This is a genomic window from Knoellia sp. S7-12 (genome assembly GCF_040518285.1).
Lineage (GTDB): Bacteria > Actinomycetota > Actinomycetes > Actinomycetales > Dermatophilaceae > Knoellia.
This window is the reverse complement of record NZ_CP155449.1, coordinates 1,524,553-1,546,819: the sequence shown is the minus strand read 5'-3', so window position 1 is coordinate 1,546,819 and position 22,267 is coordinate 1,524,553. Positions and strand designations below refer to the sequence as shown.

Below are 22,267 nucleotides of genomic sequence, written 5' to 3'. Positions count from 1 at the left end.
GGATTGCAGACGACCCATCATCCGTCCCGTTGCCTTCAGCCAGGAGATCCGCCGTGCCCGGCAAGAACCTCACCCGCGTCGAGGCCGAGGAGCGCGCCGCGCTCGTGTCGGTCGAGGCATATGCGGTCGAGCTCGACCTCACGACGTCCGACACGACGTTCGCGACCACGAGCACCCTCACCTTCGCCTCGACGCAGGGGGCCTCGACCTTTGTCGACTTCCTCGGCGAGTCCGTCGAGAAGGTGACGCTCAACGGGGAGGTGGTCGAGCCGGCATACGACGGCTCCCGTATTGCGATTGGCGGCCTGGCCGCGAGCAACGAGCTGCGGATCGAGGCCACCGGCAAGTACATGAACACCGGTGAGGGCCTGCACCGCTTCGTCGACCCGGTCGATGACGAGGTCTACCTCTACAGCCAGTTCGAGGTCCCGGACTCGCGCCGCATGTATCCCGTGTTCGAGCAGCCCGACCTCAAGGCGCGCTTCACGTTCACGGTGACCGCGCCGAGCCACTGGCAGGTGCTGTCCAACTCCCCCACACCGCAATCGACCCCCACCGACCGCGACGGTGTCGCGACGTGGGCGTTCACGGCGACCGAGCCCATCTCGAGCTACATCACCGCGCTCGTCGCCGGTCCCTACGACGTCGTGCGCGACAGCCTGACGAGCCGACGCGGTGAGGTGCCGCTCGGCATCTTCTGCCGCAAGTCGCTCACGCAGTTCCTCGACGCCGACAACCTCTTCGACCTCACCAAGCGCGGATTCGAGTTCTTCGAGGCCGAGTTCGACCAGCCGTACCCGTTCGAGAAGTATGACCAGATCTTCACGCCCGAATACAACATGGGCGCGATGGAGAACGCCGGCTGCGTGACGTTCAACGAGATGTACGTCTTCCGCTCCAAGGTCTCCGACGCCATCGTCGAGCGCCGCGGCCTCACCGTCCTTCACGAGCTCGCCCACATGTGGTTCGGCAACCTCGTGACGATGAAGTGGTGGAACGACCTCTGGCTCAACGAGTCCTTCGCCGAGTGGGCGTCGACGACCGCGCAGTCCGAGGCCACCGAATGGACCGAGGCGTGGACGACATTCGGCACCCACGAGAAGGACTGGGCCTACCGCCAGGACCAGTTGTCCTCGACCCACCCGATCGTCGCGCCGATCCGCGACCTCGAGGACGTCGAGGTCAACTTCGACGGCATCACCTACGCCAAGGGTGCGTCGGTGCTCAAACAGCTCGTCGCCTACGTGGGGCGCGAGCCGTTCCGCGACGGGCTGCGCGCCTACTTCGCGAAGCACAAGTGGAGCAACACGACCCTGGACGATCTCCTCGACGAGCTCGAAGCCACGTCGGGTCGCGACCTGCGCACCTGGAGCAGGGCCTGGCTCGAGACTGCCGGGGTCAACACGCTGCGCCCGGTCATCGAGGTCGATGATCGCGGCCGCATCTCCAGCGCCGTCATCGAGCAGACCTTTGCCAAGGGCTTCGAGACGATCCGCCCCCACCGCCTCGCCATCGGCCTGTATGCCGTGGAGCTGGGTGGCGCTCAGGGCGCCCGACTCGTGCGCACCAACCGTCTCGAGCTCGACCTCGTCGGTGCGCGCACCGAGGTGCCCGAGCTCATCGGTCGCGTGCAGCCCGACATGGTCCTCGTCAACGACGACGACCTCACCTACGCCAAGATTCGGCTCGACGAGCGTTCTCTCGCAACGGCGTTGGAGCACGTGCGGTCGTTCGAGAGCTCTCTGCCCAAGTCCCTCGTCCTTGCGTCCGCGTGGGACATGACGCGCGACGCCGAGATGAGCGCGCGCACCTTCGTCGACCTCGTTCTCGAGGTGCTCCCCGGCGAGTCCGACTCGACGCTCATCCGCACCCTCATCGCGCAGCTGTCCACCGCGGTCAACCTCTATGTCGCCCCGGAGAACCGGGTGGCCACGCGCCGCTCGACCCTCGAGCGGGTCTGGGACGCCGCCAAGTCGGCCGCGCCCGACAGTGACGCGCAGCTCCAACTCGTCACAGCGGCAGCCGGTTTCACCACGACGGGTGACGACACGGCATACCTGCGTGGGCTTCTCTCGGGCACCGAGAGCCTCGAGGGACTCACGCTCGATACGGACATGCGGTGGACGCTCCTCACCGGACTCGCGGGCGCGAATGCCCTGGAGGACGGCGAGATCGACGCCGAGCTGGCGCGTGACGCCACGGCCACGGGTCGTGAGCGCGCGGCACGGGCACGTGCGTCGATCCCCACTCCCGAGGCCAAGGAGGCCGCGTGGAAGGCCGCGATCGAGGACGAAGGTCTGTCGAACTCGATGGTTGACGCCTACGGTCTCGGATTCGGTCGAACGGGGGACGTGAGCGCTCTCGAGCCATTCGTCGGGCGATACCACGAGGTGCTGAAGTCGCTGCAGGACAAGGGATCCATGGCTCTCATCGAGTCGATCGTGGTCGGCTTCTATCCGCGCGGGCTGGCCTCGGTCGAGCTGCGGGATGCCACGCAGGCCTGGCTCGATGCCCACACGGACTCCCCCGACGCCCTGCGCCGGATCGTCGCCGAGAACCGCGACCCCATCACCCGCGCCCTCGCGGCGCAGGAGCGTGACGCCCAGGCATGACGCGCGTTGACCTCACCTCAACCCTGATGACCGCCGGGCGGGTCCAGGACTGGCTCCTCACCGACGGTCTGCGGATCCTGCTCACGTTGGTCCTCGCTGTCGTCGTGCGATGGCTGCTCCACCGCCTGATCTCGCGTGCCGTCACGACGATGACCGCAAAGTCTGACGTGCGCGACAGCCAGGGGCGCGACCGTTCCCTGCCCGGTCGTCTCTTCGCTGAGGCCTCGGCCACGGCACGGGCGCGGCACCAGCAGCGCACGGCAACTCTCGGGTCGCTGCTGCGGAGCACCGTCACGTTCGTCGTGGGGCTCATTGCGGTGCTGACGGTCATGGACCTCGTCGGCATCCCGCTGGGACCGTTGCTCGCCTCGGCTGGTGTCGGTGGTGTGGCACTCGGCTTCGGCGCGCAGAGCCTGGTCAAGGACTTCCTGTCCGGGATCTTCATGATCCTCGAGGACCAGTACGGCGTGGGTGACGTCATCGACACCGGCGAGGCGATCGGCACCGTCGAGGAGGTGTCGCTGCGCGTCACCCGCCTGCGCGACGCCGACGGTGTCACCTGGTATGTCCGCAACGGCGAGATCATCCGCATCGGCAACCTCAGCCAGCACCGGGCCACGGCGATCGTCGACGTGCCGGTCGCCTACGACGAGGACGTCGCCCGCGTCACCTCGGTGATCCGTGAGGCCGCTGCCGCGATGGCAGGCGAGGAGGCCTGGGACGGGCGCCTGCTCGACACCCCCAAGGTCGCCGGCATCGAGTCGATCAGCGGTCAGACGATGACTCTGCGAGTCCTTGCCGAAGCCTCGCCCGGCGACAAGATCGACATCCAGCGCGAGCTGAGGCAACGCATCAAGTCGGCCCTCGACGTGGCCGGCGTCAAGGCTCCACCGGTCAACCCCTTCGGAGGACCCCGACCATGACTTTCTATGAAGAGGTGGGTGGCGCCGAGACCTTCGAGCGACTCGTCCACGAGTTCTATGTCGGCGTCGCGGCCGACCCCGAGCTGCGGGCCCTCTATCCCGAGGAGGACCTCGCACCGGCCGAGCGACGGCTGCGGATGTTCCTCGAGCAGTACTTCGGTGGCCCCAACGCCTACAGCCAGGAACGCGGCCACCCCCGCCTGCGGATGCGGCACGCGCCCTATCCCGTCACGCTCGACATGCGCGACCGCTGGATGCGGCACATGCTCGCTGCGATGGACACCCTCGACCTGTCCGAGACCCACGCCGAGGCGATGCGCGACTACTTCATGCGGGCGGCGCACATGCTCGTGAACACCGACGAGACCCCGACCGCGGCCGGTGGCGCACCGTCGTCGTCTCCTGTTGACCGCGAGGGACGCCCCACCCTCTGACCCAAGCCGTGAACCTCATCGACCTCCGCGGTGTAGGACTGGTGAAACACGACACCAGTGGCGAGGGGAGGACCGATCGAGACGGCTGACGAGGCGATGGTGCTGGCTCGCGTGCGTGCCGGGGAGACGGCGGCATACGCGGAGCTGGTGACTCGGCACGCCCCGATGGCCAAGCGACTGGCAGTGCTCACAGGAGCAGGTGCAGATGTCGACGATGTCGTCCAGGAAGCGTTCGTGAAGGCCTACCGGTCGCTCTCGTCCTTCCGGGACGGTGCCGACTTCCGGCCCTGGCTGCTGCGCATCGTCGTCAACGAGACCCGCAACCTGCACCGTGGCCAGTCGCGCCGCGTCGACCGGGAGCTGCGGGTGGCCCGAGAGGGCGCGCCGCTCGGTGGCGATCCTGACCCGGCCGAGGTCGCCGTGGGCCACGAGCGACGGGAAGCCCTCCTCGCTGCGATCGGGACGTTGCCGCCTGAGCTCCGTGAGGTCATCACCTGCCGCTACCTGCTCGAGCTCTCCGAGATCGAGACGGCCGAGTCGCTCGGGATCCCGAACGGAACCGTGAAGTCCAGGCTTCGCCGAGGCCTGGCCCGACTACGAGAGGAGCTTGCCCATGTCTGAGCAGACGCTGACGCCCGATCCGCTCGAGGCGGAGCTCATCGCCCTGGGCCGCACCCTCGTGGTGGACCCGCCTTCGACCGACTTCGCCGAACGCGTCCTGATGCGGATCTCAGAAACAGAAGATGGGTATGCCGTCCGCCCGATTTCGCGACTGCGCTCCACCTTGTCGACCTGGCTCAGCAGGCTGAGCGACCCTCGTCGACGGGCGGCCGCCGTGGCGATCGCATCGTTGCTCGTCGTCGTGCTCGTGCCGCCCGTGCGCGCCGCAGTCCTCGACTTCTTCCGCATCGGCGGCGTCACGGTGCGTGAGGTGCCGCCACCCACTGGTGTCGGGACGAGCACCGGGCCAGCACCAACGACTTCAGGTTCCGGCGCCGTCAGTTCCCTGGCCGAGGCGTCCGGTCGGGTCGGGTTCGACGTGACGGCGCCGCCGCAACTCGGGCCGCCCACGAGCATCGCCGTGACCCGGGAGGGACGGGTCGTCGAACTGACCTGGGGCGCTGGTCCGACCTCGACCCGTCTCGACGTCTTCAAGGGCAGCCTGTCGTTCGGCTACCTCAAGAGCGTCTGGCACGCCGTCACGCCGACCGAGGTCGCCACCAAGGAGGCGGTGTGGTTCGACGACGCCCACCTCATCGAGTGGGTCGATCGTGCGGGTCGGACAGAGTCTGCTCCGCCACGGGTTGCCGGACCCACCCTCGTCTGGGTCAACGGTGTCGGTGGAGAGAACGAGATCACCTATCGCCTCGAGGGTCCCACGACCCTCGACGCCGCAAAGGCGATCGCCGAGTCCGTGCCCTGACTTCTTCTGATGACTTCGGTGACGCCTGGACGTGAACGGACTCTGCCGCGGCGGTGTATCCCACGCAGCACCCGTTCTCACCATGGAGGCACAACATGCGCAGGTTCCTGTCACTCATCCTGGCCCTGGTCGCGGGCCTCTTCGTCCTGGGCGTCCCGTCAGCAGTCGCGGGCGGCCCGACCTCGGTCCTCCTCGTCAACTACGAGAGCGGCCGCTCCGCCGCCGCCCTCAACGGCAGCACCGCCTACGCCGACCTCCAGTCGATCCTCGGTGACGAGAATCCGCCTGCCGGCGCGAGCCGACCCGCCGGCGTGAGCGAGTCCGACAACGCCACCGTTCGCATGGTCTGGCTGATCCACGACGTCAGCCCGTGGCGCATCGACAACGTCTACGTCCAGGACAAGGACGTCTGGGTCGAGACCTACTTCGACACCTCTGGGACGGACCCCCATGCCGCTACACCGGTCTGGCACCAGCCCGCCCGCGGAGCCGACCTCACCAAGGTCCTCACGACGCTGGGGGTCGTGGGGGCCGGGTCGTCCGCAAACGGAGCTGCAGCCAGCGTCGGACCGGTGACGCAGGAGGTTGCTGACCCAACGGCGTCTGAGCCTGCGACCGCCGGGGCACCGTGGTGGCTCGCGGCAACCCTCGGCGCAGTGGGCCTCGCCCTCGGCGCGATCCTGGGTCGTCGCGCGACTCCTCGACTCCACGCCCCACGGCAGGTCACCGCCATGGGGTAGGACTGGTGGCATGACCGATGAGTCGCTGCACGCACCACTCCTCGACCACGCGAGGGCCTTGCTCGAGCGCAACGCCTACCTGACGCTCGGCACCGTCGGCAGCGACGGGCGGCCGTGGACGTCACCGGTCTACATGGCGGCCGACGGACTCGCCGACTTCTACTGGGTCTCGAACCAGTCGTCCCTGCATTCGGTCAACGTCACAGCTCACCCGGAGGTGAGCCTCGTCGTCTTCGACTCCACCGTTCCGGCGTACCACGGGCGTGCCCTGTATGCCGTGGGCACCGCTGCCGTGGTCCGCGAGACAGAGTTGGCACACGGGTTGCGCGTCTACCCGGGGCCGGAGGGGCGCGGTGGCAGCGCGCTCACCCCGGAGGACGTGACCGGGGAGTCGCCGTACCGGCTCTATCGGGCTCGGGCCAGCCAGGTCTGGGTGCTGTGTCCGCGCGAGCCCCGCCAGCCCTGCCCGCTCCACGGTCGCGCCGAGGACCACCGCGAGCTCGTCCACCCCACCCCGCCGGAGAACTGAACGGCCGCGATCTGGAGGGGCGGGGATGTCGTGGGCGGACGGCATACGGAAGCATGGGGCAGGTGACCCGCACCACATCTGACACCCAGTCCCACAAGCCCCTCCACATCGCAGACCCGGCCGACGCGCCATGGTGGCGCGACGCCGTGATCTATCAGATCTATCCGCGGTCGTGGGCCGACTCCGACGGTGACGGGATCGGTGACCTGCCGGGCATCACGGCCCGGCTCCCCTACCTGCGTGACCTCGGGGTCGACGCCATCTGGCTGTCGCCGTTCTACGTCTCGCCGATGCACGACGCGGGCTATGACGTGGCGGACTACCGCAACATCGACCCGCTCTTCGGCTCGCTCGGGGATTCCGACGAGCTCATCGCCACCGCCCACGAGCTGGGTCTCAAGGTCATCGTCGACCTCGTGCCCAACCACTCGTCGAGCGACCACGAATGGTTCAAGGAGGCGCTGGCCGCTGGCCCCGGCAGCACTGAACGCGGCCGCTACATCTTCCGTGAGGGCAAGGGTGAGCACGGCGAGGAGCCGCCCAACAACTGGCCGTCCGTCTTCGGTGGCGACGGGTGGACCCGCGTCGTCGAGGCCGATGGGACCCCCGGTGAGTGGTACCTCCACATCTTCGACACGACGCAGCCCGACTACGACTGGACCAATCCCGACGTGGGTGACGAGTTCGCGTCCATCCTGGAGTTCTGGTGCAACCGGGGCGTCGATGGTTTCCGGGTTGACGTCGCCCACGGGCTCGTCAAGGAGGAAGGCCTGCCCGACTGGGACGGCCCGCTCCAGATGCTCGACGCGACCGACACGAGCGCAGAGGCCGCGCTCCCGCCGACTGAGGACGAGTCAGCCCGCATCCACGAGACGGGCCACGGCCCCAGGCCACCGATGTGGGACCAGGAGGGCGTCCACGAGATCTATCGTCGATGGAGGTCACTTCTCGATGAGCAGCCCTCTCCCCAGCGGATTCTGTGCGCCGAGGCGTGGGTAAAGCCCGAGAGCCAATTGGCCCGCTACGTCCGCAGCGACGAGATGCATCAGGCCTTCAACTTCGACTTCCTCGACACCCACTGGGACGCTGAACGGCTCTGCGAGGTCATCACGACGTCGTTCCGCGAGAACGATGCCGTGGGAGCCCCGACGACGTGGGTGCTGTCCAACCACGACGTAGTGCGACACGCCTCGCGACTCGGGCTCGACCAGTCGCTCCCCCGGCCCAACGGCATCGCTGCCGACCAGGCGCAGCCGGATGCCGACCTGGGGCTGCGCCGGGCTCGCGCCGCCACGATGTTGATGCTCGGGCTGCCGGGCAGCGCCTACCTCTACCAGGGCGAGGAGCTCGGGCTCCCCGAGTCGACCGACATGCCGCACGAGTCCCGTCAGGACCCCACCTTCCACCGCACCGAGGGCAAGCACATCGGTCGCGACGGTTGCCGTGTGCCGATCCCCTGGGTCCGCGACGCCCCCAGTCTGGGCTTCGGTCCCGGGGACGCGACCTGGCTCCCTCAGCCCGACTCCTACGGCGCGTATGCCGTGGACCAGCAGGCCGGCGTTGCCGGCTCGACGCTCGAGCTCTATCGCTCGATGCTGGCCGCCCGTCGCGCGGATCGGCTCGGTCTGGGCTCGGCCTCCTGGCACGAGCTCTCCAGCGGGGATGTCGTCGCGTTCGTCAACGCGTCTGCTGACGGCTCGCGCGAGACGCTGGTCGTCGTCAACCTCGGCGCTGAGCCGGTGTCGCTGCCCGAGGGCGCCACCGTGACCCACTGGTCCGGCGACCTGACCGCCGACGGGCTCGTGCCCACCGACATTGCCGTCTGGGCCACGGTCTGACCATGGCGCGGGCCTCGGAGTTCGCCTACTTCGACCACCGTGGACCGATCGGCATGGCACATCGCGGCGGCGCGGCATACGGGCCGAATGTCGGTCTCGAGAACACGATGGGCGCCTTTCGACGCGCGGTCGCCATGGGTTATCGCTACCTCGAGACCGACGTGCACGCGACCTCGGACGGTGAGCTGGTCGCCTTCCACGACACGCACCTCGACCGGGTCACTGACCTTGAGGGCGCAATCATCGACCTGCCGTATGCCGCGGTGCGCGAGGCCCGGATCAACGGCACCGAGGCAGTCCCCTTGCTGACCGAGCTGCTCGAGGAGTTCCCCACGGTGCGGCTCAACGTCGACATCAAGGCCAACTCGGCACTGACGCCGACGGTCGACACGATCCGGCGCCATGGTGCGATCGACCGTGTCTGCGTCGCTTCCTTCAGCGAGCGGCGGGTTCGGGCTGCACGTCGGGCTCTCGGCCACTCGTTGGCCACGGCTGCCGGACCGGTCGGGACGGGGGCACTGCGCTATGCCCCGGGGCGGCTCTCTCGCTGGCTCAACACTCCCGCGCCGGTGCTTCAGATCCCCGTCCTTCATCGCCTCCGCGGGCGCCAGGTCACGCTCGTGACACCGCAGCTCGTGTCCGTGGCACACCGCCTCGGCAAGCAGGTGCACGTGTGGTTCCACCCGTGGAGCGACGAGTCCGCAGACGAGATGCACCGGCTCCTCGACCTCGGGGTCGACGGCCTCGTCACCGATCACATCGCCACCCTGCGCGACGTCCTCGCCGAGCGTGGCCACCCGCTCACTCCGGTTGCCTGACCGGGTGGACCTTCACGTAGCGTGAGCGGGTGAGCGCACGGGGACAGGCACAGGGGCAGGCACCAGGCATCGCGGGGACGGACGCCGAGTCACCCGAGCATGGTGGCCTCTTCGGGCCGGAGTATGCCGCGCTCACCCTCGCGATCGTCTCGCTCATCTCGGTCATCGCGTTCGAGTCCATGGCCGTCTCCACCGCGATGCCCGAGGTCGCCGTCGAGCTCGACGCCGTGCGGTCCTATGGCCTGGCGTTCTCGGTCATGCTCACGACCCAGCTCCTCGGCATCGTCCTCGCCGGCGTGTGGTGCGACCGGGCCGGCTCGCTCCCCTCGCTCCTCACCGGACAGGTCCTCTTCGCCGTGGGCTGCGGGATCTGCGGGGCCTCGACGGAGTTTGCGCCGTTCCTCCTCGGCCGCGCGGTGGCCGGTCTCGGGGCCGGGCTGACCTTCGTGGCGGGCTTCGTGCTGATCGGTCGCACGTATCCAGAAGCGTTGCGGCCCAGGGTCTTCAGTGCTATCAGCGCTGCCTGGGTGCTCCCGTCCCTCATCGGGCCGGCGCTCGCCGGGTGGGTGACGAGCACATGGTCCTGGCGCTGGGTTTTCTGGATCGTCATCGTCCCGGTCGCCCTGGCCCTCGTTGTGCTGCTCGTGCGACGGGGACAGATTCGGGCAGCGGATGCCGGAGTCGAGGCATCGAGCCGTGACCACCACTCACACGTGCGGGCGGCCTGGCTCGGGCTCGGGATTGCCGTGTCCGCAGGCGTCATGCAGTGGGGCACCCACGAGCTCGAGCTGACCTGGTCGACCAAGACCGTCGCTGCCCTGGTGGGGCTGCTCGGCGTGTTCATCTGTGCACCACGGTTGCTCCCTGCTGGCACCTTCACGATGCGGCGCGGTCTGTCGTCGGTGATGCTGAGCAGGTTCTTCTTGCCTTGTGCCTTCTTCGGCACGATCACCTACATCCCGCTCATGCTCACCGGCGAGCGAGGGCTCACCCTGGCGCAGGCGGGCCTGGTGCTCGCGATCGGCTCCATCGGGTGGTCCGTGGGGTCGTGGGTGCAGGGTCGGGACCGTTTTGCTGGTCGGCGTGATCGGCTCGTCAGTCTGGGTGGCGGTGCTCTCGCGACCGGCTTGCTCGGCGTCGTCGTGGTGACCTGGGCAGGCTGGTGGCCGTGGTGGGTTGCGGCACCGCTCGCGGTCGCGGGGCTCGGCATGGGACTGGGCACGGCGAGCCTGTCCGTCCTCGCACTCTCGCTGACGGCACCGGCCGACCACGGTTCCGCGTCATCGAACCTCCAGCTCTCCGACGTCCTCGGCTCGGTGATCGGGATCGCTGGCACGGGCGCGGTTTTCGCTGCGTTGCACACGCGGGCAGGCGAGGACGTGCCAGCCTTTGTTGCGATGTGGTTGGGAACGGCCGCGATTGCCACAATGGTCATCGTGGCCGGGCGTCGGATCCGCTCAACATGATCAAGTCCCCTCTCTGGATCTTCTGTGGCATGGCGACACTTGGCCTGGTCATATATGCGCTGGGATGGCTTGCCGGAGGCATGTTCATCGCACTCTTCGGCATGGGCGCCTTCGCCGCAGGCCTCGTCGGACTCCTCGGTCTCGGTGCCATCTGGGCGATCAACGCCTTGCTGTCATCGCGGCACTGAGAGGGCCGGCGCCTGTTGCCCCTGGCCGATGTATCTGTCGGCAGGGCTCAATGAATATCCATCCATTCTGAAGCCGCCATTTCCCGTGCGAAGCGCAACCTGAGGGACTCGTGTGACTGGCGTGGCAGCAACCATGCACTCGACCGAATAGTGCTGCAGGACAGATCAATTCAGAGTCAAGTGACTGTCAGTGGTGGCCCGTAACGTTCCTTCCATGACCACGGCAACGGAGCTGACCTACGCGGACTGCGTGGACCGGTTGCGTGCTGCTCAAGAAGCGGCGGCCGCGTTGCCGTCGGTGGTGTGGCAAGCCACCGGTGCCGAGCTCGGCGCGGGCCTTCAAGCCCTGGGTGAACTGTCCGCCGTGGCTGAAGGCGCCGAAGCAGCGATCACCATCGACGCCCTCGACCGCGGCGAACCAGCCGCCTCGAACCCACCCGTCAACAACCGGGAATGGGTGATGCACCACCACCGCAGGTATGCCGTCGCTGGCGCCGGCACCCTGGCCACCGTCGCCGACGCCTGCCGAGACTCCCGCCACACCATCCTGCGCGACGCCGTCACGTCCGGGCGGGTCAGCATCGCCACCGCGATGGTCATCCTCAAAGAAATGCGCCTGCTCAAGCCCCACCTCAACCCCGACGCCGTCGACACCGTCTGGCACGCGTACATGACGTTGGGTGAACGCCACGACGCACGCACCGTGCGCCGGCTGCGTGATGAACTCCTGGCCCGCCACGGCCACGACGGCGAGTTCGACGACACCGAGGACCGCGCCAAGAAGGGCGAATCCCTGACCCTGGGCAAAGAGATCGCACCCGGGCTCTGGGAGTACGTCCTACGCATCACCCGCGAAGGACGCGCCTGCTTGGAAGCCGCGATCGGGCCCTTGACCGCTCCCACCCCCACCCCCGCCGACGAGCACGGCCCCGCCGAACCCGACCTGCGACCCCACGACCTGCGCCGCGCCCACGCCCTCCTCGCCGTGATCGGCCGAGCCCAAAAAGCCGGAGACAAGACCTGGTCCTCCACCAAAGCCCAGATCTTCGTCCAGATCACCCTCGAAGACCTCCAGAACAAGGCCGGCGCAGGATCACTGCTCGGCGGCCTGACCACCGGCGAACTCGTCACCCCCGACACCGTCCGACGGTGGGCCTGCGACGCCACCATCATCCCCACCCTCCTCAACACCTGCGGTGAAGCAGTCGACCTCGGCCGAGCCGAACGCTTCTTCACCCCCGCCCAAATCAAACGCCTCTGGCTGCGCGACCGCCACTGCACCTACCCCGGCTGCGACGCCCCCGCCGCGTGGACCGACGCCCACCACCTCATCCACTGGGCAGACGGCGGCCCCTCCGACCTCACCAACGCCGCCCTCCTGTGCCAAAGACACCACACCACCGTGCACTCCCAGCGCTACCACGGCTGGATCGAAACCGACCCCCACGGACGACAACACGTCGTCTGGGACAGAACACGAGGCGCCTACGACCACGCCCTCACCCGACTCGACACCGGCCGCGGCCTCGACCGCGACGGACCAACGCACCCATCGCAGCGGCCATCATCACCAACTGCCGAAGCCATACCCCGCGCCTCCGGCGACGACAACATCTGGCACCGACAATGACCCCGCCCCACACCCCAACGCCACACCGGCGTCGGGGCCACAAGGCTGCGCGCCCGAGCCACCACCAGCGCAAACCACACAACGGGCCGACCGACCGCATCCGCCTCTGCTGCTGGGTGCTGGGTGCTGGGTGCTGGGTGCTGGGTGCTGAACCCTGTCAGTCGGACAGGAAGTCGAGGCGGACCACGGCCCGACGCGATGTGGGGCGCCCAAGCTCGAGGAACCCAGCCTCCAGATAGCTGTCGATCAAGCCGTGGTGAAGCTCCTCGGAGATCGCACTGCCCGTCGTCATTGGATAGGCCTCCACGGCCTTCGCGCCGCCCTCACGCGCGCGATCCACGGCAGCCCGGATCAGCGCCTTGCTGATCCCACGTCGGCGATGTCCTGTCCGAGCCAGGACGCACGTGATCGACCACACCGACTCGTCCATGCGGTCCTGGTCGCGATCAGCCCACGGCACCGGGCTGTGCTGCAGGCCGGGGAAGGCCGGGCGCGGTTCCACCGCGCACCACCCGACAGGCTCGCCGTCCCAATAGGCCACCAAACCGCTCGTGTACTCACTTCCCGGATGCCCGCAATCAGTCTGCTCCCGCAGTCGGTCTTGGCGCTCCTCGACCCGGTGCTGGGCGAAGCTCTCGCGTCGTTGCAACTTGTATCGCTGGCACTGGCATCGAGCTGCCGGCCCACGCGTCCCGAAGACGGCCTGCAGGTCCGACCAGCTCGACTCGTTCGCGGGCCGAATCTCTGCGACGGTCGCAGCTACAACAGGCTCCATGAGTTCAGCTCACCCTCGGGTGAGGGCGTGACCGGCAGGGGTGGTGAGACGGGTCCAGCGACCGCTCGTGGCGATGGTGGCTTCGGCGCCCGGGGTGAGGAATCCGAGAGCGTATGCCGCAAAGGCCAGGGCCGCAGGGACCGGCGCCTCTTGCGTGGTGCCGGCGATGGGACGTCGCCACACCTGCTCACGCAGTGACGCAACTGCAGGCGCACCAGCACCGTCCGGCGTTCCAGCAGCGACTTCGGCAATACCTTCGGATGCGCTGCGCTGCAACGCTTCTGCGCCGATCACACCGATGGGTTGCCACCCGGACCGCGGTGGCGACATCGCCGCCCAGGATGCGGAAACCGTCATCGGTGGCACAGGCAGGATGGCCCGCTCACCCGGCCGGGCAACCCGATCACTCACCGACGCGAGAGGCACGACGACGTCGAGCTCAGCCGCCTCGGCCAGCTCCGACGTGCGCAGTCCGATCGTTACCCCAGTGCCGAGCAACCCGCTGCCCGGCAGCACCCCGACCCACGATGCCAGGACGAGCCCGACGGCCTGGAGCCGAACGGCACCGTCAGTGTCGAGCGCACGGGCGCGGGCGGCATACCGGCCCAGGTCCTGCAGGGACTCGGCATCGGCAAGGACGAGTTCGGAGGCGACCACAGCGCTCACCGGCGCGACCACCGGAACGCCACCTGGTCACCGGCATGGACGGCGAGCACGGCCCGGTCGTCGTCGGTGAGGCGCCGCGGTCGTGCCGTGGTGAAGTCGTAAAGGACGAGGCCGGTCTCGGCGACGGCATACACACGCTCGCCGAGAGACTCGGGGTCGCGGACGGCATACCCGAGGTTGAACCCGGCACCGTGGACGCTGGTGACCCACATGTCGACCTCGATCGGCTGCGGACGATAGGTGAGCGGCGCGACGTACTCGATCTCGTGGCGCGACACGATCACGCCGGTGTCGAGCAGCGACCGCTCCTCACCGAACCACTCGCGGAAGCCGATGACGCGGGCATCTTCGAGGAGCCGGAGGTACTGCACGTTGTTGACGTGACCGTAGGCGTCCATGTCGGACCAGCGCAGCGGCACCTCGGTGCGATAGGGACGACCGGCGGGCTCGGATGCAGCATCGACGTCGGGCATGGGACCCAGTGTTGCAGCCCTGGGGATGGGGCCCCGAACGTATCCCTAGGCTGGACGGATGCCGCTCTCTCCCACGACGTCCGCTCGCCTCGACCACATCCTTGCCACCGGCCAGCAGAAGCACCGGTTGCCCTCTGTCGCAGCGGGACTCGTGCGAGGTGGCGAGCTCGTGTGGTCCGGCGCGATCGGCACGGTGGACGGGCGCGCGGATGGGAAGGCGGTCGATGCGGACACCCAGTTCCGGATGGGATCGATCACCAAGACGTTCGTCGCCGTGGCGGTCATGCGACTTCGGGACGCCGGTCGGCTCGAGCTGTCCGACCACTTCGGGGCCCACGTCCCCGGCAGCCCCCTCGACGACGTCACGATCGAGCAGCTTCTCAGCCACGCGGGCGGCGTGCAGGCCGAGTCCTCCAGCGACTGGTGGGAGCGCACGCCAGGTGGCGACTGGGACGCACTGGTGGCTTCAGGTGTCGGGCCGCGCTTCCGCTCCGGCCGGCGTTTCCACTACTCCAACACGGGGTATGCCGCGCTCGGTCGCCTTCTCGAGGTGGTCCAGGGCCGCCCCTGGTTCGAGGTCGTTCGCGATGAGTTGCTCGAGCCGTTGGGGATGACGCGAACGACGTTGCGGCCCAATGGTGCTGCGGCACAGGGTTTGGCGGTGCATCCATTCGCGGACGTGCTGTTGGCCGAGCCGGAGCATGACGCGGGAGCCATGGCGCCTGCCGGGCAGCTCTGGTCGACGGTTGACGATCTGGCGCGATGGGCCGCACTGCTCGGTGGACACACGTCGGGGGTGCTCTCGGCCGAGACGCTGGCCGAGATGGTCGAGCCGCACCACGTCGTCGACGAGCCGGGACAGCCGTGGCTGGGCGCCCACGGCCTCGGGTGGCAGGTGTGGAACGACGCCGGTGCCCGGTCTGCGGGACACGGGGGATCGATGCCCGGCTTCCTTGCGATGCAGCGGGTCCATCTCAACGCCGACGGCGGCGACGGGCCCGCGGGCGAGGTCGGCGATGGTGTCGTCCTCTTCACCAACACGACCGCGAGCGCTGCGCTCAAGAGTCTGCCCAAGGAGTTGTTGCGGGCGCTGCGCGAGCTGGAAGCGCCGGCCGTGACTCCGTGGGTGGCCGGCGGGTCGGCGGATGTGCTGGAGCTCGCCGGTCAGTGGCACTGGGGTCCAACTGTGGAGACGGCGCGGTTCGTCGGGGAGCATCTGGTGCTCGGGTCGCCCGGGGCGGGTCGCGGGTCACGCTTCCGTCGTGTGGGTGACGGGGCTGACGAGTGGGTTGGGCTGGACGGCTACTACACGGGCGAGCCGTTGCGGGTGCTGCGTCGCGGTGACGGGTCCGTGTCGCACCTCGACCTTGCGACGTTCCGGTTCACGCGAACGCCCTACGACCCGCAGGCCGACGTGCCCGGCGGGGTCGACGAGCAGGGCTGGAGCTGACGCGTTGTCCACAGGGCTCTGACGCCTTGTCGGGAGACCCGCCTACGGTGGGGTGATCATGACGAACGCATCTGAGACCACCACGCTCGCCACCGATGCGACGACGGCCCTGCGCCGGCTCGTCGGACGCGACGACGTCGACTTCCGCGACGGGCAGCTCGAGGCGATCACGGCGCTCGTCGCAGACCGGTCGCGCGTCCTCGTCGTCCAGCGCACGGGGTGGGGCAAGTCGGCGGTCTACTTCGTCGCCACCGCGCTGCGCCGGGCTGAGGGTGCCGGACCGACGGTCATCATCTCCCCCTTGCTCGCGCTCATGCGTGACCAGATCGCGGCGGCCCAGCGGGCCGGCATACGCGCAGTGACGATGAACTCCGCCAATGCGCAGGACTGGGACGAGGTCCGTCAGGCGCTGGCCTCCGACTCCGTGGACGTGCTGCTGGTCAGCCCGGAACGGCTCAACAACCCCCGGTTCCGCGATGAGCAGCTGCCCGACCTCGCACGGCGCTGCGGCCTGCTCGTCGTCGACGAGGCGCACTGCGTCTCTGACTGGGGCCACGACTTCCGACCTGACTATCGCCGCATCCGCGACCTGCTCACCGAGCTCCCCGCCGACGTGCCCGTGCTCGCCACGACGGCGACCGCGAACGCGCGCGTGGTCACCGACGTGGTCGAGCAGCTCGGGGTCGGTGGGCGCGACGTCCTCACGGTTCGCGGTGGGTTGGCGCGTGACTCCCTGCGACTCGGCGTGCTGAGCTCGATGTCCCCCGAGCAGCGGTTGGGGTGGCTCCTCGCGCACCTCGACGAGCTGCCCGGCAGCGGCATCGTCTATGCGTTGACTGTGGCTGCAGCCGAAGAGGTCGCGGCCGCCCTCACCGAGGCTGGTCACCGCGTGTCCTCCTATACCGGCCGCACGGACCCCGCCGACCGCGAGCGCCTCGAGGGCCAGCTGCGAGACAACCAGGTCAAGGCCCTCGTGGCGACGTCCGCCCTCGGGATGGGGTTCGACAAGCCCGACCTGGGGTTTGTCGTGCACCTCGGTGCGCCGTCCTCGCCCGTCGCCTACTACCAGCAGGTCGGGCGTGCTGGTCGTGCCACCGAGCGCGCCGACGTGCTCCTCCTGCCCGGCCCCGAGGACAAGGACATCTGGCTCTACTTCGCGTCGGTGTCGATGCCCCGACAGGAGCAGGCCGACGCCGTGCTCACAGCCCTCGCCGAGGCCGGGAGACCACTGTCGACAGCCGCGATCGAGACGATCGTCGACGTCCGGCGCACTCGCCTCGAGCTTCTCCTCAAGGTCCTCGACGTCGACGGCGCCGTGACCCGAGTCCAGGGTGGCTGGACCGGCACCGGGCAGCCGTGGACCTACGACGCCGAGCGCTATGCCCGGGTCGCCCAGAGCCGCTCCGATGAGCAGCAGCTCATGCTCGACTACGAACTCACGACCGAGTGTCGGATGGCCTTCCTCCAGCGGACCCTCGACGATGAGACGGCCGTCCCCTGCGGCAAGTGCGACACGTGCGCCGGGCCTTGGTATGCCACCGACATTCCCGACAACGTCATCGGTGCGGCCCGTGAACGCCTGGCTCGCGTCGGCGTCGACCTGGACCCTCGGGCCCAGTGGCCCACGGGTATGGACCGGCTCGGCGTGCCGGTCAAGGGCAAGATCTCGTTGGACGAGGCATTGTCCGGTGGCCGCGCCCTGGCCCGGCTGAGCGACCTCGGCTGGGGGAACCGTCTGCGACAGGTGCTGCGCGAGGACGCCCCCGCCACACCGGAGTTGCTCCGCGCCTGCGTCGGCGTGCTGGCCGAATGGGGCTGGTCGCAGCGGCCCGCTGGCATCGTCGCGATGCCGTCACGCAGCCATCCGCAGCTCGTGCAGTCGCTTGCCGCCGGCCTGGCCGAGATCGGGCGCCTGCCCCTGCTCGGCACCCTCGACCTCCAACACGGTGGTCCCACGGGTGAGCCCGGCGGCAACAGCGCCTTCCGTCTCGCCGGGGTGTGGGAGCGCCTCGTCGTCGGACCCGAATTGGCGCAGACGCTGGCCGGAGTGCGTGGCCCGGTGCTCCTCGTCGACGACCTCGTCAGCTCACGCTGGACGCTCACCGTCGCAGGTCGCGGGCTCCGGCGCGCGGGTGCTGACGGCGTCCTGCCATTCACGCTGGCCGTTGACGGCTGACCACCCCGCTCAGCCCGTGATGCGCGCGCCTCTCGCGGGCCGGCCTCACGGAGAACTGTGGGCTGTGTGCGCTGCGTCTGTCAGAGCGTCGTGGTGCGTGCAAGTTGCTTGGCAATCGTCGACCGAAGCGTTTCGAAGGCCGCTGCATCAACGGTGAAGCCGGCATCGCGCAGGCCGAGGACCGACGCACCGACCAGACCGTCGGTCGCCTCGATCACCCGCAACCTCAGCCCGGCGGACTCCAGCGCTGCGACGACACCCGCCCGCAGGCGGGGCTGCCCCGTCATGACACCACCACCGACGACGAGCGGCCCGGTGACGTCATCGGCGTGCACGTCGATGACGGACTGTGCGAGCCCGCGCGCCGCCTCGTCGACGATCCCGGAGCTCACCTCGTCGCCGTCGTCGAGGAAGGCGACCGATGCCAGAGCGGCCAGCGCCAGCGGCGAGCGGGAGTAGACGGCCCGGACCAGCTCGTGGTTCGCCATCGGGCGTCCGGCCTTCAACGCGAGATCAGGCTCGATCCCGAGCACCGCCAGGGCGGGCGCCACCATCGAGGTCGAGATCCTGCCGTCGAGCGCTGACGCGACGACGCGAGCCACTTGGTGCCCGATCCAGAAGCCTGAACCGTGGTCGCCCAGCAGCCAACCCAGACCGTCGATCGTCTGCTCCTCGGTGCTGTCGACGATGCGCACCGCCGTGGCCCCGGTCCCGGCGACGAGGCCATAGCCAGCGGTCTCGTGGGTGCCGGAGCAGAAGAGCGCCACGAGATCACCCTTCCTCGTCAACGGCGCCCGGATCCCAATCGCGGTCATTGCGTCATCGAGGAAGCCCCCGTCGAACACGTTCCCTCCGGCGCTGGCCAGGGTGACCGCGTCAATCTCTGTCAGCGGGACCGCTGCAGCGGCGGCAGCCCGGCCGATCGCCAGGGCGATCTCGCCGAACGCCGCCTCGGGGCCACCGGAGACGGGGTTCCCCCTGCCAGCGAGACCGGTGCCCCGGCACTCGAGGGAGTCCTGCACGATGGAGGCGCGGGTTCGGGTGCCTCCGGCGTCGACTGCGGCAAGGATCACGGGACCATCTTGCCGGGTGCATGCCGAAGCAGCATCGTGGCCCTGACGCCACCATCACGAGAGAGCGGATGACATGACCGACAGCACACCGCAGACAGCACAGACCGACTTTGCCGGTGAGGTCACGAACCGCCTCCGGCGGCTGCAGGACCACGTCGCAGCCGGTGGCCTCGACGCGGCGATCGACCTCCTCACGACCTGTGTGCGGTCCAACGGGGTGATCCAGGCGTTCGGGACCGGCCACTCGGAGGGGTTCGCGATGGAGGTGGCCGGACGAGCTGGTGGGCTCATCCCCACTCGGCGGATCACCCTGCGCGAGGTCGTCCTCGTTGGTGGACGCGACGTCGAAGAGCTGTTCCGACCCGAGCTCGAGCGCGACCCGACCGTGGTCGAGGAGCTGCTCGCGCACACCGAGATCCATGCCGAGGACGTCTTCGTCATCGCCAGCAACTCCGGCGTCAACTCCTCGATCGTGGGGATGGCCCTGGCGCTCAAGGAGCGTGGACACAGCGTCATCGCCGTGACCAGCCTGGAGCACACCATGGCGGTCGAGCCGAAGCACCAGAGTGGCAAGCGTCTCTGCGAGATCGCCGACGTCGTCATCGACAACCTCGCACCGTTCGGTGATGCCACCCTCGAGTTGGACCACGGCATCAAGGTCGGCGCGGTCTCATCGCTCACCGCGGCCTTCATCGCCCAGGCGCTGACGCTCGGCGTCGTGAGCAGGATGCTTGAGGCCGGCGAAGTGCCGCCGGTCTTCCTGTCGGCCAACATCCCCGGCGGGGACGAGCACAACCAGGTCCTGAAGGACCGCTACGGAGTGCGCGTCAGGTCCTTCTGAGCCGACGCCGCCGACGGGCTCGGCAGCCGGACGGTCACCAAGGGCAGGAACGCCTGGACCGCTGGTCCGATGAGCAGGGCATAGAGGACCGTGCCCGCTCCGACGATGCCACCGAGCACCCACCCGACGGCAAGCACCGTGATCTCGAGAGCGGTGCGCACCAATCGGATCGACAAGCCGGTCCGGCGGGCCAGTCCGGTCATGAGACCGTCACGGGGGCCGGGGCCGTACTGGCTACGATGTACATCGCTCCACCGATGCCGTTGACGACGATCCCGCCGAGGAGGAAGACCCAACGCAGCCAGAGCTCGGACGGTGCGTCCAGCACGGCGAGCATGACGTCGGTCGCGATGCCGATGACGAAGACGTTGGCCACGGTGCCCAACCCCGGCCACTGCCTGAGCGGGATCCACAACAGCAGGACAAGGCCGCCGACGATGACGACAATGGTCCCGAAGCTCAGCCCAATCTTCTGCTGCACGCCATAGTGGAAGACGTCCCACGGGTCGAGGCCCAGCTCGGCGCGGATGAACATCGCCATCGCCGTGCCATACAGCCACAACCCGACGACGAGCTGGGTCACCCGGCGCACGGTCCGGCCGGCACGCAGCTGTTCCATCGGCGTCATCGGGATCAACTCGACGCGGCGACCGGCGCCGGCGCGGAGGGTCTGGATCGGGCTCATGGATCCATCGTCCCCCACAAGTGGACCTTTGATCCATGGCCACTTGTGGGACAGTGGCCCCATGGCTGCTCCCGTGCTCTCCGCCGCGCGCACCGCGCAACTCATTGGTTCCACGTCAGGTGACCGTCCGGCATACCAGACGGTCGCCGACTCACTGAGGCTCCTCATCGCGGACGGCCGCATCGCCGTCGGGACGCGACTGCCGAGCGAACGCGACCTCACGACCGCGCTGTCCCTCAGTCGCACAACCGTGAGCGCCGCGTATGCCGTGCTGCGCGAGCGCGGCTATCTCACCTCGCGTCGTGGTTCCGGCAGCGTGGCGAGCCTTCCGGTGGGGGCGCTGCGACGTGACACCGGGCTGCACATGTCGGCGCAGGTCCCCGAGGGCACCCTCGATCTCACCTGCGCCGCGCAGCGGGCGCCGGCCGGCATGACCCAGGCGGCAGAGGCGGCGATCGCGGCGTCACCGAACTACCTCAGCGGCAGTGGCTACCTGCTCAATGGGGTGCCCGAGCTGCGAGCCGCCATCGCTGCTCGCTACACCGAGCGCGGCCTGCCCACCACGGCCGACGAGGTCATCGTGACGACCGGTGCTGTGGTCGGGACGGCCATCGCCGCTCGCGCTCTGCTCTCCCCCGGCGACACCGTCGTCATGGAGACGCCGACCTATCCCAACATCTTCCCGACGCTGACCCAGTTGCGATCGAGGATCGCTGCCGTGCCGGTCGAGCCGAACGGTTGGGACGTCGCGACGATGGCATCGACGATCCGGGCCGCGGGGGCTCGTGCCGCGATCCTGCTCCCCGACTTCCACAATCCGACCGGCAACCTCATGTCCGACGAACAGCGCGCAGTCGTGGCAAAAGCGTTGGCACGAGAGCGAATCACGGCCATCGTCGACGAGACCGTCGTCGAGATCGCCCTTGATCACGAGGGCCCGATGCCCCTGCCTTTCGGCGCCCACCATGCCGACACGATCTCGGTCGGCAGTGCGTCGAAGTCGCACTGGGGCGGTCTGAGGATCGGGTGGATCCGGGCGTCAGGCCCGATGCTCGAGCGCGTCGAAGCCGCCCGCGTCCCGCTCGACATCGGTGCGCCGGTCATCGACCAGCTCGTGCTCCTGCAACTCATGAAGGCCACACCCGGGATCACTGAGGAACGGCGTCGTGGACTCGTCTCGAGTCGCGACGCTCTTGCTGGCGCCCTGCGCGAACGCCTGCCCCAACTGAAGTTCGTCCTCCCGAGCGGTGGACTGTCCCTGTGGCTCGAGCTCCCAGCCCCCATCGCGGCGGAGGTGACGATGGCTGCCGAGGATGAGGGTCTGCTCATCGCCAGCGGCCCTCGCTTCGCGGCCGCGGGTGGCCTCGACCGGTGGATCCGGTTGCCCTACGTGCTGACTCCCGATGAGCTGGTCGAGGCGGCCGCACGGCTCGAGCGCGCCATGGCGCGGGTCGCCGACGGCGTCACGGTCCGTCGTCGTGGGCGGGCCGAGCATCCGCACGGCCCACTGGTGGCTTGAGCTCCACG

The 22,267-nt window shown here is 68.9% G+C and carries 21 protein-coding genes; 15 read left to right on the top strand and 6 right to left on the bottom strand.

What is annotated here, in order from left to right:
* Nucleotides 1-53: 53 nt before the first annotated feature.
* The 11 genes from pepN to V6K52_RS07450 all read left to right on the top strand — a co-directional run bounded on the left by pepN (nucleotide 54) and on the right by V6K52_RS07450 (nucleotide 12,601).
* Nucleotides 54-2,612 (top strand): aminopeptidase N, encoded by a 2,559-nt coding sequence (gene pepN, locus V6K52_RS07500; RefSeq protein ID WP_353953252.1) that lies wholly within the window; start codon nucleotides 54-56, stop codon nucleotides 2,610-2,612.
* Nucleotides 2,609-3,535 carry a mechanosensitive ion channel family protein gene (locus V6K52_RS07495; RefSeq protein WP_353953251.1) on the top strand — a complete coding sequence of 309 codons (927 nt, stop codon included), beginning with the start codon at nucleotides 2,609-2,611 and terminating at the stop codon, nucleotides 3,533-3,535. Before pepN ends, V6K52_RS07495 begins: the two co-directional genes overlap by 4 nt.
* Nucleotides 3,532-3,969 (top strand): globin, encoded by a 438-nt coding sequence (locus V6K52_RS07490; RefSeq protein ID WP_353953250.1) that lies wholly within the window; start codon nucleotides 3,532-3,534, stop codon nucleotides 3,967-3,969. Before V6K52_RS07495 ends, V6K52_RS07490 begins: the two co-directional genes overlap by 4 nt.
* A 57-nt stretch (nucleotides 3,970-4,026) precedes the next feature.
* Entirely contained in the window at nucleotides 4,027-4,590 is a 564-nt protein-coding gene (locus tag V6K52_RS07485) for a sigma-70 family RNA polymerase sigma factor (RefSeq protein ID WP_353953249.1), read from the top strand.
* Nucleotides 4,583-5,392 (top strand): hypothetical protein, encoded by an 810-nt coding sequence (locus V6K52_RS07480; RefSeq protein ID WP_353953248.1) that lies wholly within the window; start codon nucleotides 4,583-4,585, stop codon nucleotides 5,390-5,392. The genes V6K52_RS07485 and V6K52_RS07480 overlap by 8 nt, the downstream gene beginning before the upstream one ends.
* 95 nt (nucleotides 5,393-5,487) lie before the next feature.
* The gene (locus V6K52_RS07475; protein ID WP_353953247.1) at nucleotides 5,488-6,132 is read left to right on the top strand and encodes a hypothetical protein; all 645 of its coding nucleotides are present in this window, start codon (nucleotides 5,488-5,490) and stop codon (nucleotides 6,130-6,132) included.
* A gap of 10 nt (nucleotides 6,133-6,142) precedes the next feature.
* Nucleotides 6,143-6,661 (top strand): pyridoxamine 5'-phosphate oxidase family protein, encoded by a 519-nt coding sequence (locus V6K52_RS07470; protein ID WP_353953246.1) that lies wholly within the window; start codon nucleotides 6,143-6,145, stop codon nucleotides 6,659-6,661.
* A gap of 53 nt (nucleotides 6,662-6,714) precedes the next feature.
* Nucleotides 6,715-8,499 carry a glycoside hydrolase family 13 protein gene (locus V6K52_RS07465; protein ID WP_353953245.1) on the top strand — a complete coding sequence of 595 codons (1,785 nt, stop codon included), beginning with the start codon at nucleotides 6,715-6,717 and terminating at the stop codon, nucleotides 8,497-8,499.
* 2 nt (nucleotides 8,500-8,501) lie between these two features.
* The gene (locus V6K52_RS07460; RefSeq protein ID WP_353953244.1) at nucleotides 8,502-9,317 is read left to right on the top strand and encodes a glycerophosphodiester phosphodiesterase family protein; all 816 of its coding nucleotides are present in this window, start codon (nucleotides 8,502-8,504) and stop codon (nucleotides 9,315-9,317) included.
* 29 nt (nucleotides 9,318-9,346) lie between these two features.
* On the top strand, nucleotides 9,347-10,783 hold the full coding sequence (locus V6K52_RS07455; protein ID WP_353953243.1) for an MFS transporter: 1,437 nt from the start codon (nucleotides 9,347-9,349) through the stop codon (nucleotides 10,781-10,783).
* 402 nt (nucleotides 10,784-11,185) lie between these two features.
* Complete coding sequence (locus tag V6K52_RS07450) at nucleotides 11,186-12,601, top strand: DUF222 domain-containing protein (RefSeq protein ID WP_353953242.1); 1,416 nt, start codon at nucleotides 11,186-11,188, stop codon at nucleotides 12,599-12,601.
* A gap of 157 nt (nucleotides 12,602-12,758) precedes the next feature.
* On the opposite strand, the gene V6K52_RS07445 is transcribed toward V6K52_RS07450, so the two are convergent.
* From V6K52_RS07445 to V6K52_RS07435, 3 genes are read right to left on the bottom strand one after another with little or no spacing between them, the layout of a single operon-like run.
* A complete protein-coding gene (locus V6K52_RS07445) occupies nucleotides 12,759-13,376 on the bottom strand; it encodes a GNAT family N-acetyltransferase (protein WP_353953241.1) in 618 nt (205 codons plus the stop codon).
* Between the two features lie 9 nt (nucleotides 13,377-13,385).
* Nucleotides 13,386-14,042: a hypothetical protein gene (locus tag V6K52_RS07440; protein WP_353953240.1), complete on the bottom strand. Its 657-nt coding sequence runs from the start codon at nucleotides 14,040-14,042 to the stop codon at nucleotides 13,386-13,388.
* Nucleotides 14,039-14,515, bottom strand: coding sequence for an acyl-CoA thioesterase (locus tag V6K52_RS07435; protein ID WP_353953239.1), 477 nt, complete (start codon nucleotides 14,513-14,515; stop codon nucleotides 14,039-14,041). The genes V6K52_RS07440 and V6K52_RS07435 overlap by 4 nt, the downstream gene beginning before the upstream one ends.
* Nucleotides 14,516-14,573: 58 nt before the next feature.
* On the opposite strand from V6K52_RS07435, the gene V6K52_RS07430 reads away from it, so the two are divergent.
* Both V6K52_RS07430 and V6K52_RS07425 read left to right on the top strand, forming a co-directional pair.
* Nucleotides 14,574-15,965, top strand: coding sequence for a serine hydrolase domain-containing protein (locus tag V6K52_RS07430; protein WP_353953238.1), 1,392 nt, complete (start codon nucleotides 14,574-14,576; stop codon nucleotides 15,963-15,965).
* A gap of 58 nt (nucleotides 15,966-16,023) precedes the next feature.
* Complete coding sequence (locus tag V6K52_RS07425; RefSeq protein WP_353953237.1) at nucleotides 16,024-18,141, top strand: RecQ family ATP-dependent DNA helicase; 2,118 nt, start codon at nucleotides 16,024-16,026, stop codon at nucleotides 18,139-18,141.
* Nucleotides 18,142-18,221: 80 nt separating this feature from the next.
* Here V6K52_RS07425 and V6K52_RS07420 read toward each other — a convergent pair whose 3' ends face one another.
* Complete coding sequence (locus V6K52_RS07420; protein ID WP_353953236.1) at nucleotides 18,222-19,214, bottom strand: BadF/BadG/BcrA/BcrD ATPase family protein; 993 nt, start codon at nucleotides 19,212-19,214, stop codon at nucleotides 18,222-18,224.
* A 73-nt stretch (nucleotides 19,215-19,287) separates the two neighbouring features.
* Here V6K52_RS07420 and V6K52_RS07415 point away from each other — a divergent pair, with 73 nt between their 5' ends.
* Nucleotides 19,288-20,055, top strand: a complete 768-nt coding sequence (locus V6K52_RS07415) for an SIS domain-containing protein (RefSeq protein ID WP_353953235.1) — start codon at nucleotides 19,288-19,290, stop codon at nucleotides 20,053-20,055.
* Here V6K52_RS07415 and V6K52_RS07410 read toward each other — a convergent pair.
* Together V6K52_RS07410 and V6K52_RS07405 are read right to left on the bottom strand one after the other, a co-directional pair.
* Nucleotides 20,028-20,258: a hypothetical protein gene (locus tag V6K52_RS07410; RefSeq protein WP_353953234.1), complete on the bottom strand. Its 231-nt coding sequence runs from the start codon at nucleotides 20,256-20,258 to the stop codon at nucleotides 20,028-20,030. The genes V6K52_RS07415 and V6K52_RS07410 overlap by 28 nt on opposite strands.
* On the bottom strand, nucleotides 20,255-20,740 hold the full coding sequence (locus V6K52_RS07405; protein ID WP_353953233.1) for a hypothetical protein: 486 nt from the start codon (nucleotides 20,738-20,740) through the stop codon (nucleotides 20,255-20,257). Before V6K52_RS07405 ends, V6K52_RS07410 begins: the two co-directional genes overlap by 4 nt.
* A gap of 61 nt (nucleotides 20,741-20,801) precedes the next feature.
* Here V6K52_RS07405 and V6K52_RS07400 point away from each other — a divergent pair, with 61 nt between their 5' ends.
* Nucleotides 20,802-22,259, top strand: coding sequence for a PLP-dependent aminotransferase family protein (locus tag V6K52_RS07400; RefSeq protein WP_353953232.1), 1,458 nt, complete (start codon nucleotides 20,802-20,804; stop codon nucleotides 22,257-22,259).
* Nucleotides 22,260-22,267 lie beyond the last annotated feature (8 nt).

What these genes read in the sequence shown, in the direction of transcription:
- V6K52_RS07405 (WP_353953233.1), bottom strand. Translation starts at nt 20,740, where the DNA reads ATGAGCCCGATCCAGACCCTCCGCGCCGGCGCCGGTCGCCGCGTCGAG.
- V6K52_RS07435 (WP_353953239.1), bottom strand. Translation starts at nt 14,515, where the DNA reads ATGCCCGACGTCGATGCTGCATCCGAGCCCGCCGGTCGTCCCTATCGC.
- V6K52_RS07430 (WP_353953238.1), top strand. Translation starts at nt 14,574, where the DNA reads ATGCCGCTCTCTCCCACGACGTCCGCTCGCCTCGACCACATCCTTGCC.
- V6K52_RS07460 (WP_353953244.1), top strand. Translation starts at nt 8,502, where the DNA reads ATGGCGCGGGCCTCGGAGTTCGCCTACTTCGACCACCGTGGACCGATC.
- V6K52_RS07490 (WP_353953250.1), top strand. Translation starts at nt 3,532, where the DNA reads ATGACTTTCTATGAAGAGGTGGGTGGCGCCGAGACCTTCGAGCGACTC.
- V6K52_RS07450 (WP_353953242.1), top strand. Translation starts at nt 11,186, where the DNA reads ATGACCACGGCAACGGAGCTGACCTACGCGGACTGCGTGGACCGGTTG.
- V6K52_RS07445 (WP_353953241.1), bottom strand. Translation starts at nt 13,376, where the DNA reads ATGGAGCCTGTTGTAGCTGCGACCGTCGCAGAGATTCGGCCCGCGAAC.
- V6K52_RS07495 (WP_353953251.1), top strand. Translation starts at nt 2,609, where the DNA reads ATGACGCGCGTTGACCTCACCTCAACCCTGATGACCGCCGGGCGGGTC.
- V6K52_RS07470 (WP_353953246.1), top strand. Translation starts at nt 6,143, where the DNA reads ATGACCGATGAGTCGCTGCACGCACCACTCCTCGACCACGCGAGGGCC.
- V6K52_RS07410 (WP_353953234.1), bottom strand. Translation starts at nt 20,258, where the DNA reads ATGACCGGACTGGCCCGCCGGACCGGCTTGTCGATCCGATTGGTGCGC.
- V6K52_RS07415 (WP_353953235.1), top strand. Translation starts at nt 19,288, where the DNA reads ATGACCGACAGCACACCGCAGACAGCACAGACCGACTTTGCCGGTGAG.
- V6K52_RS07400 (WP_353953232.1), top strand. Translation starts at nt 20,802, where the DNA reads ATGGCTGCTCCCGTGCTCTCCGCCGCGCGCACCGCGCAACTCATTGGT.
- V6K52_RS07425 (WP_353953237.1), top strand. Translation starts at nt 16,024, where the DNA reads ATGACGAACGCATCTGAGACCACCACGCTCGCCACCGATGCGACGACG.
- V6K52_RS07475 (WP_353953247.1), top strand. Translation starts at nt 5,488, where the DNA reads ATGCGCAGGTTCCTGTCACTCATCCTGGCCCTGGTCGCGGGCCTCTTC.
- V6K52_RS07465 (WP_353953245.1), top strand. Translation starts at nt 6,715, where the DNA reads ATGGGGCAGGTGACCCGCACCACATCTGACACCCAGTCCCACAAGCCC.
- V6K52_RS07480 (WP_353953248.1), top strand. Translation starts at nt 4,583, where the DNA reads ATGTCTGAGCAGACGCTGACGCCCGATCCGCTCGAGGCGGAGCTCATC.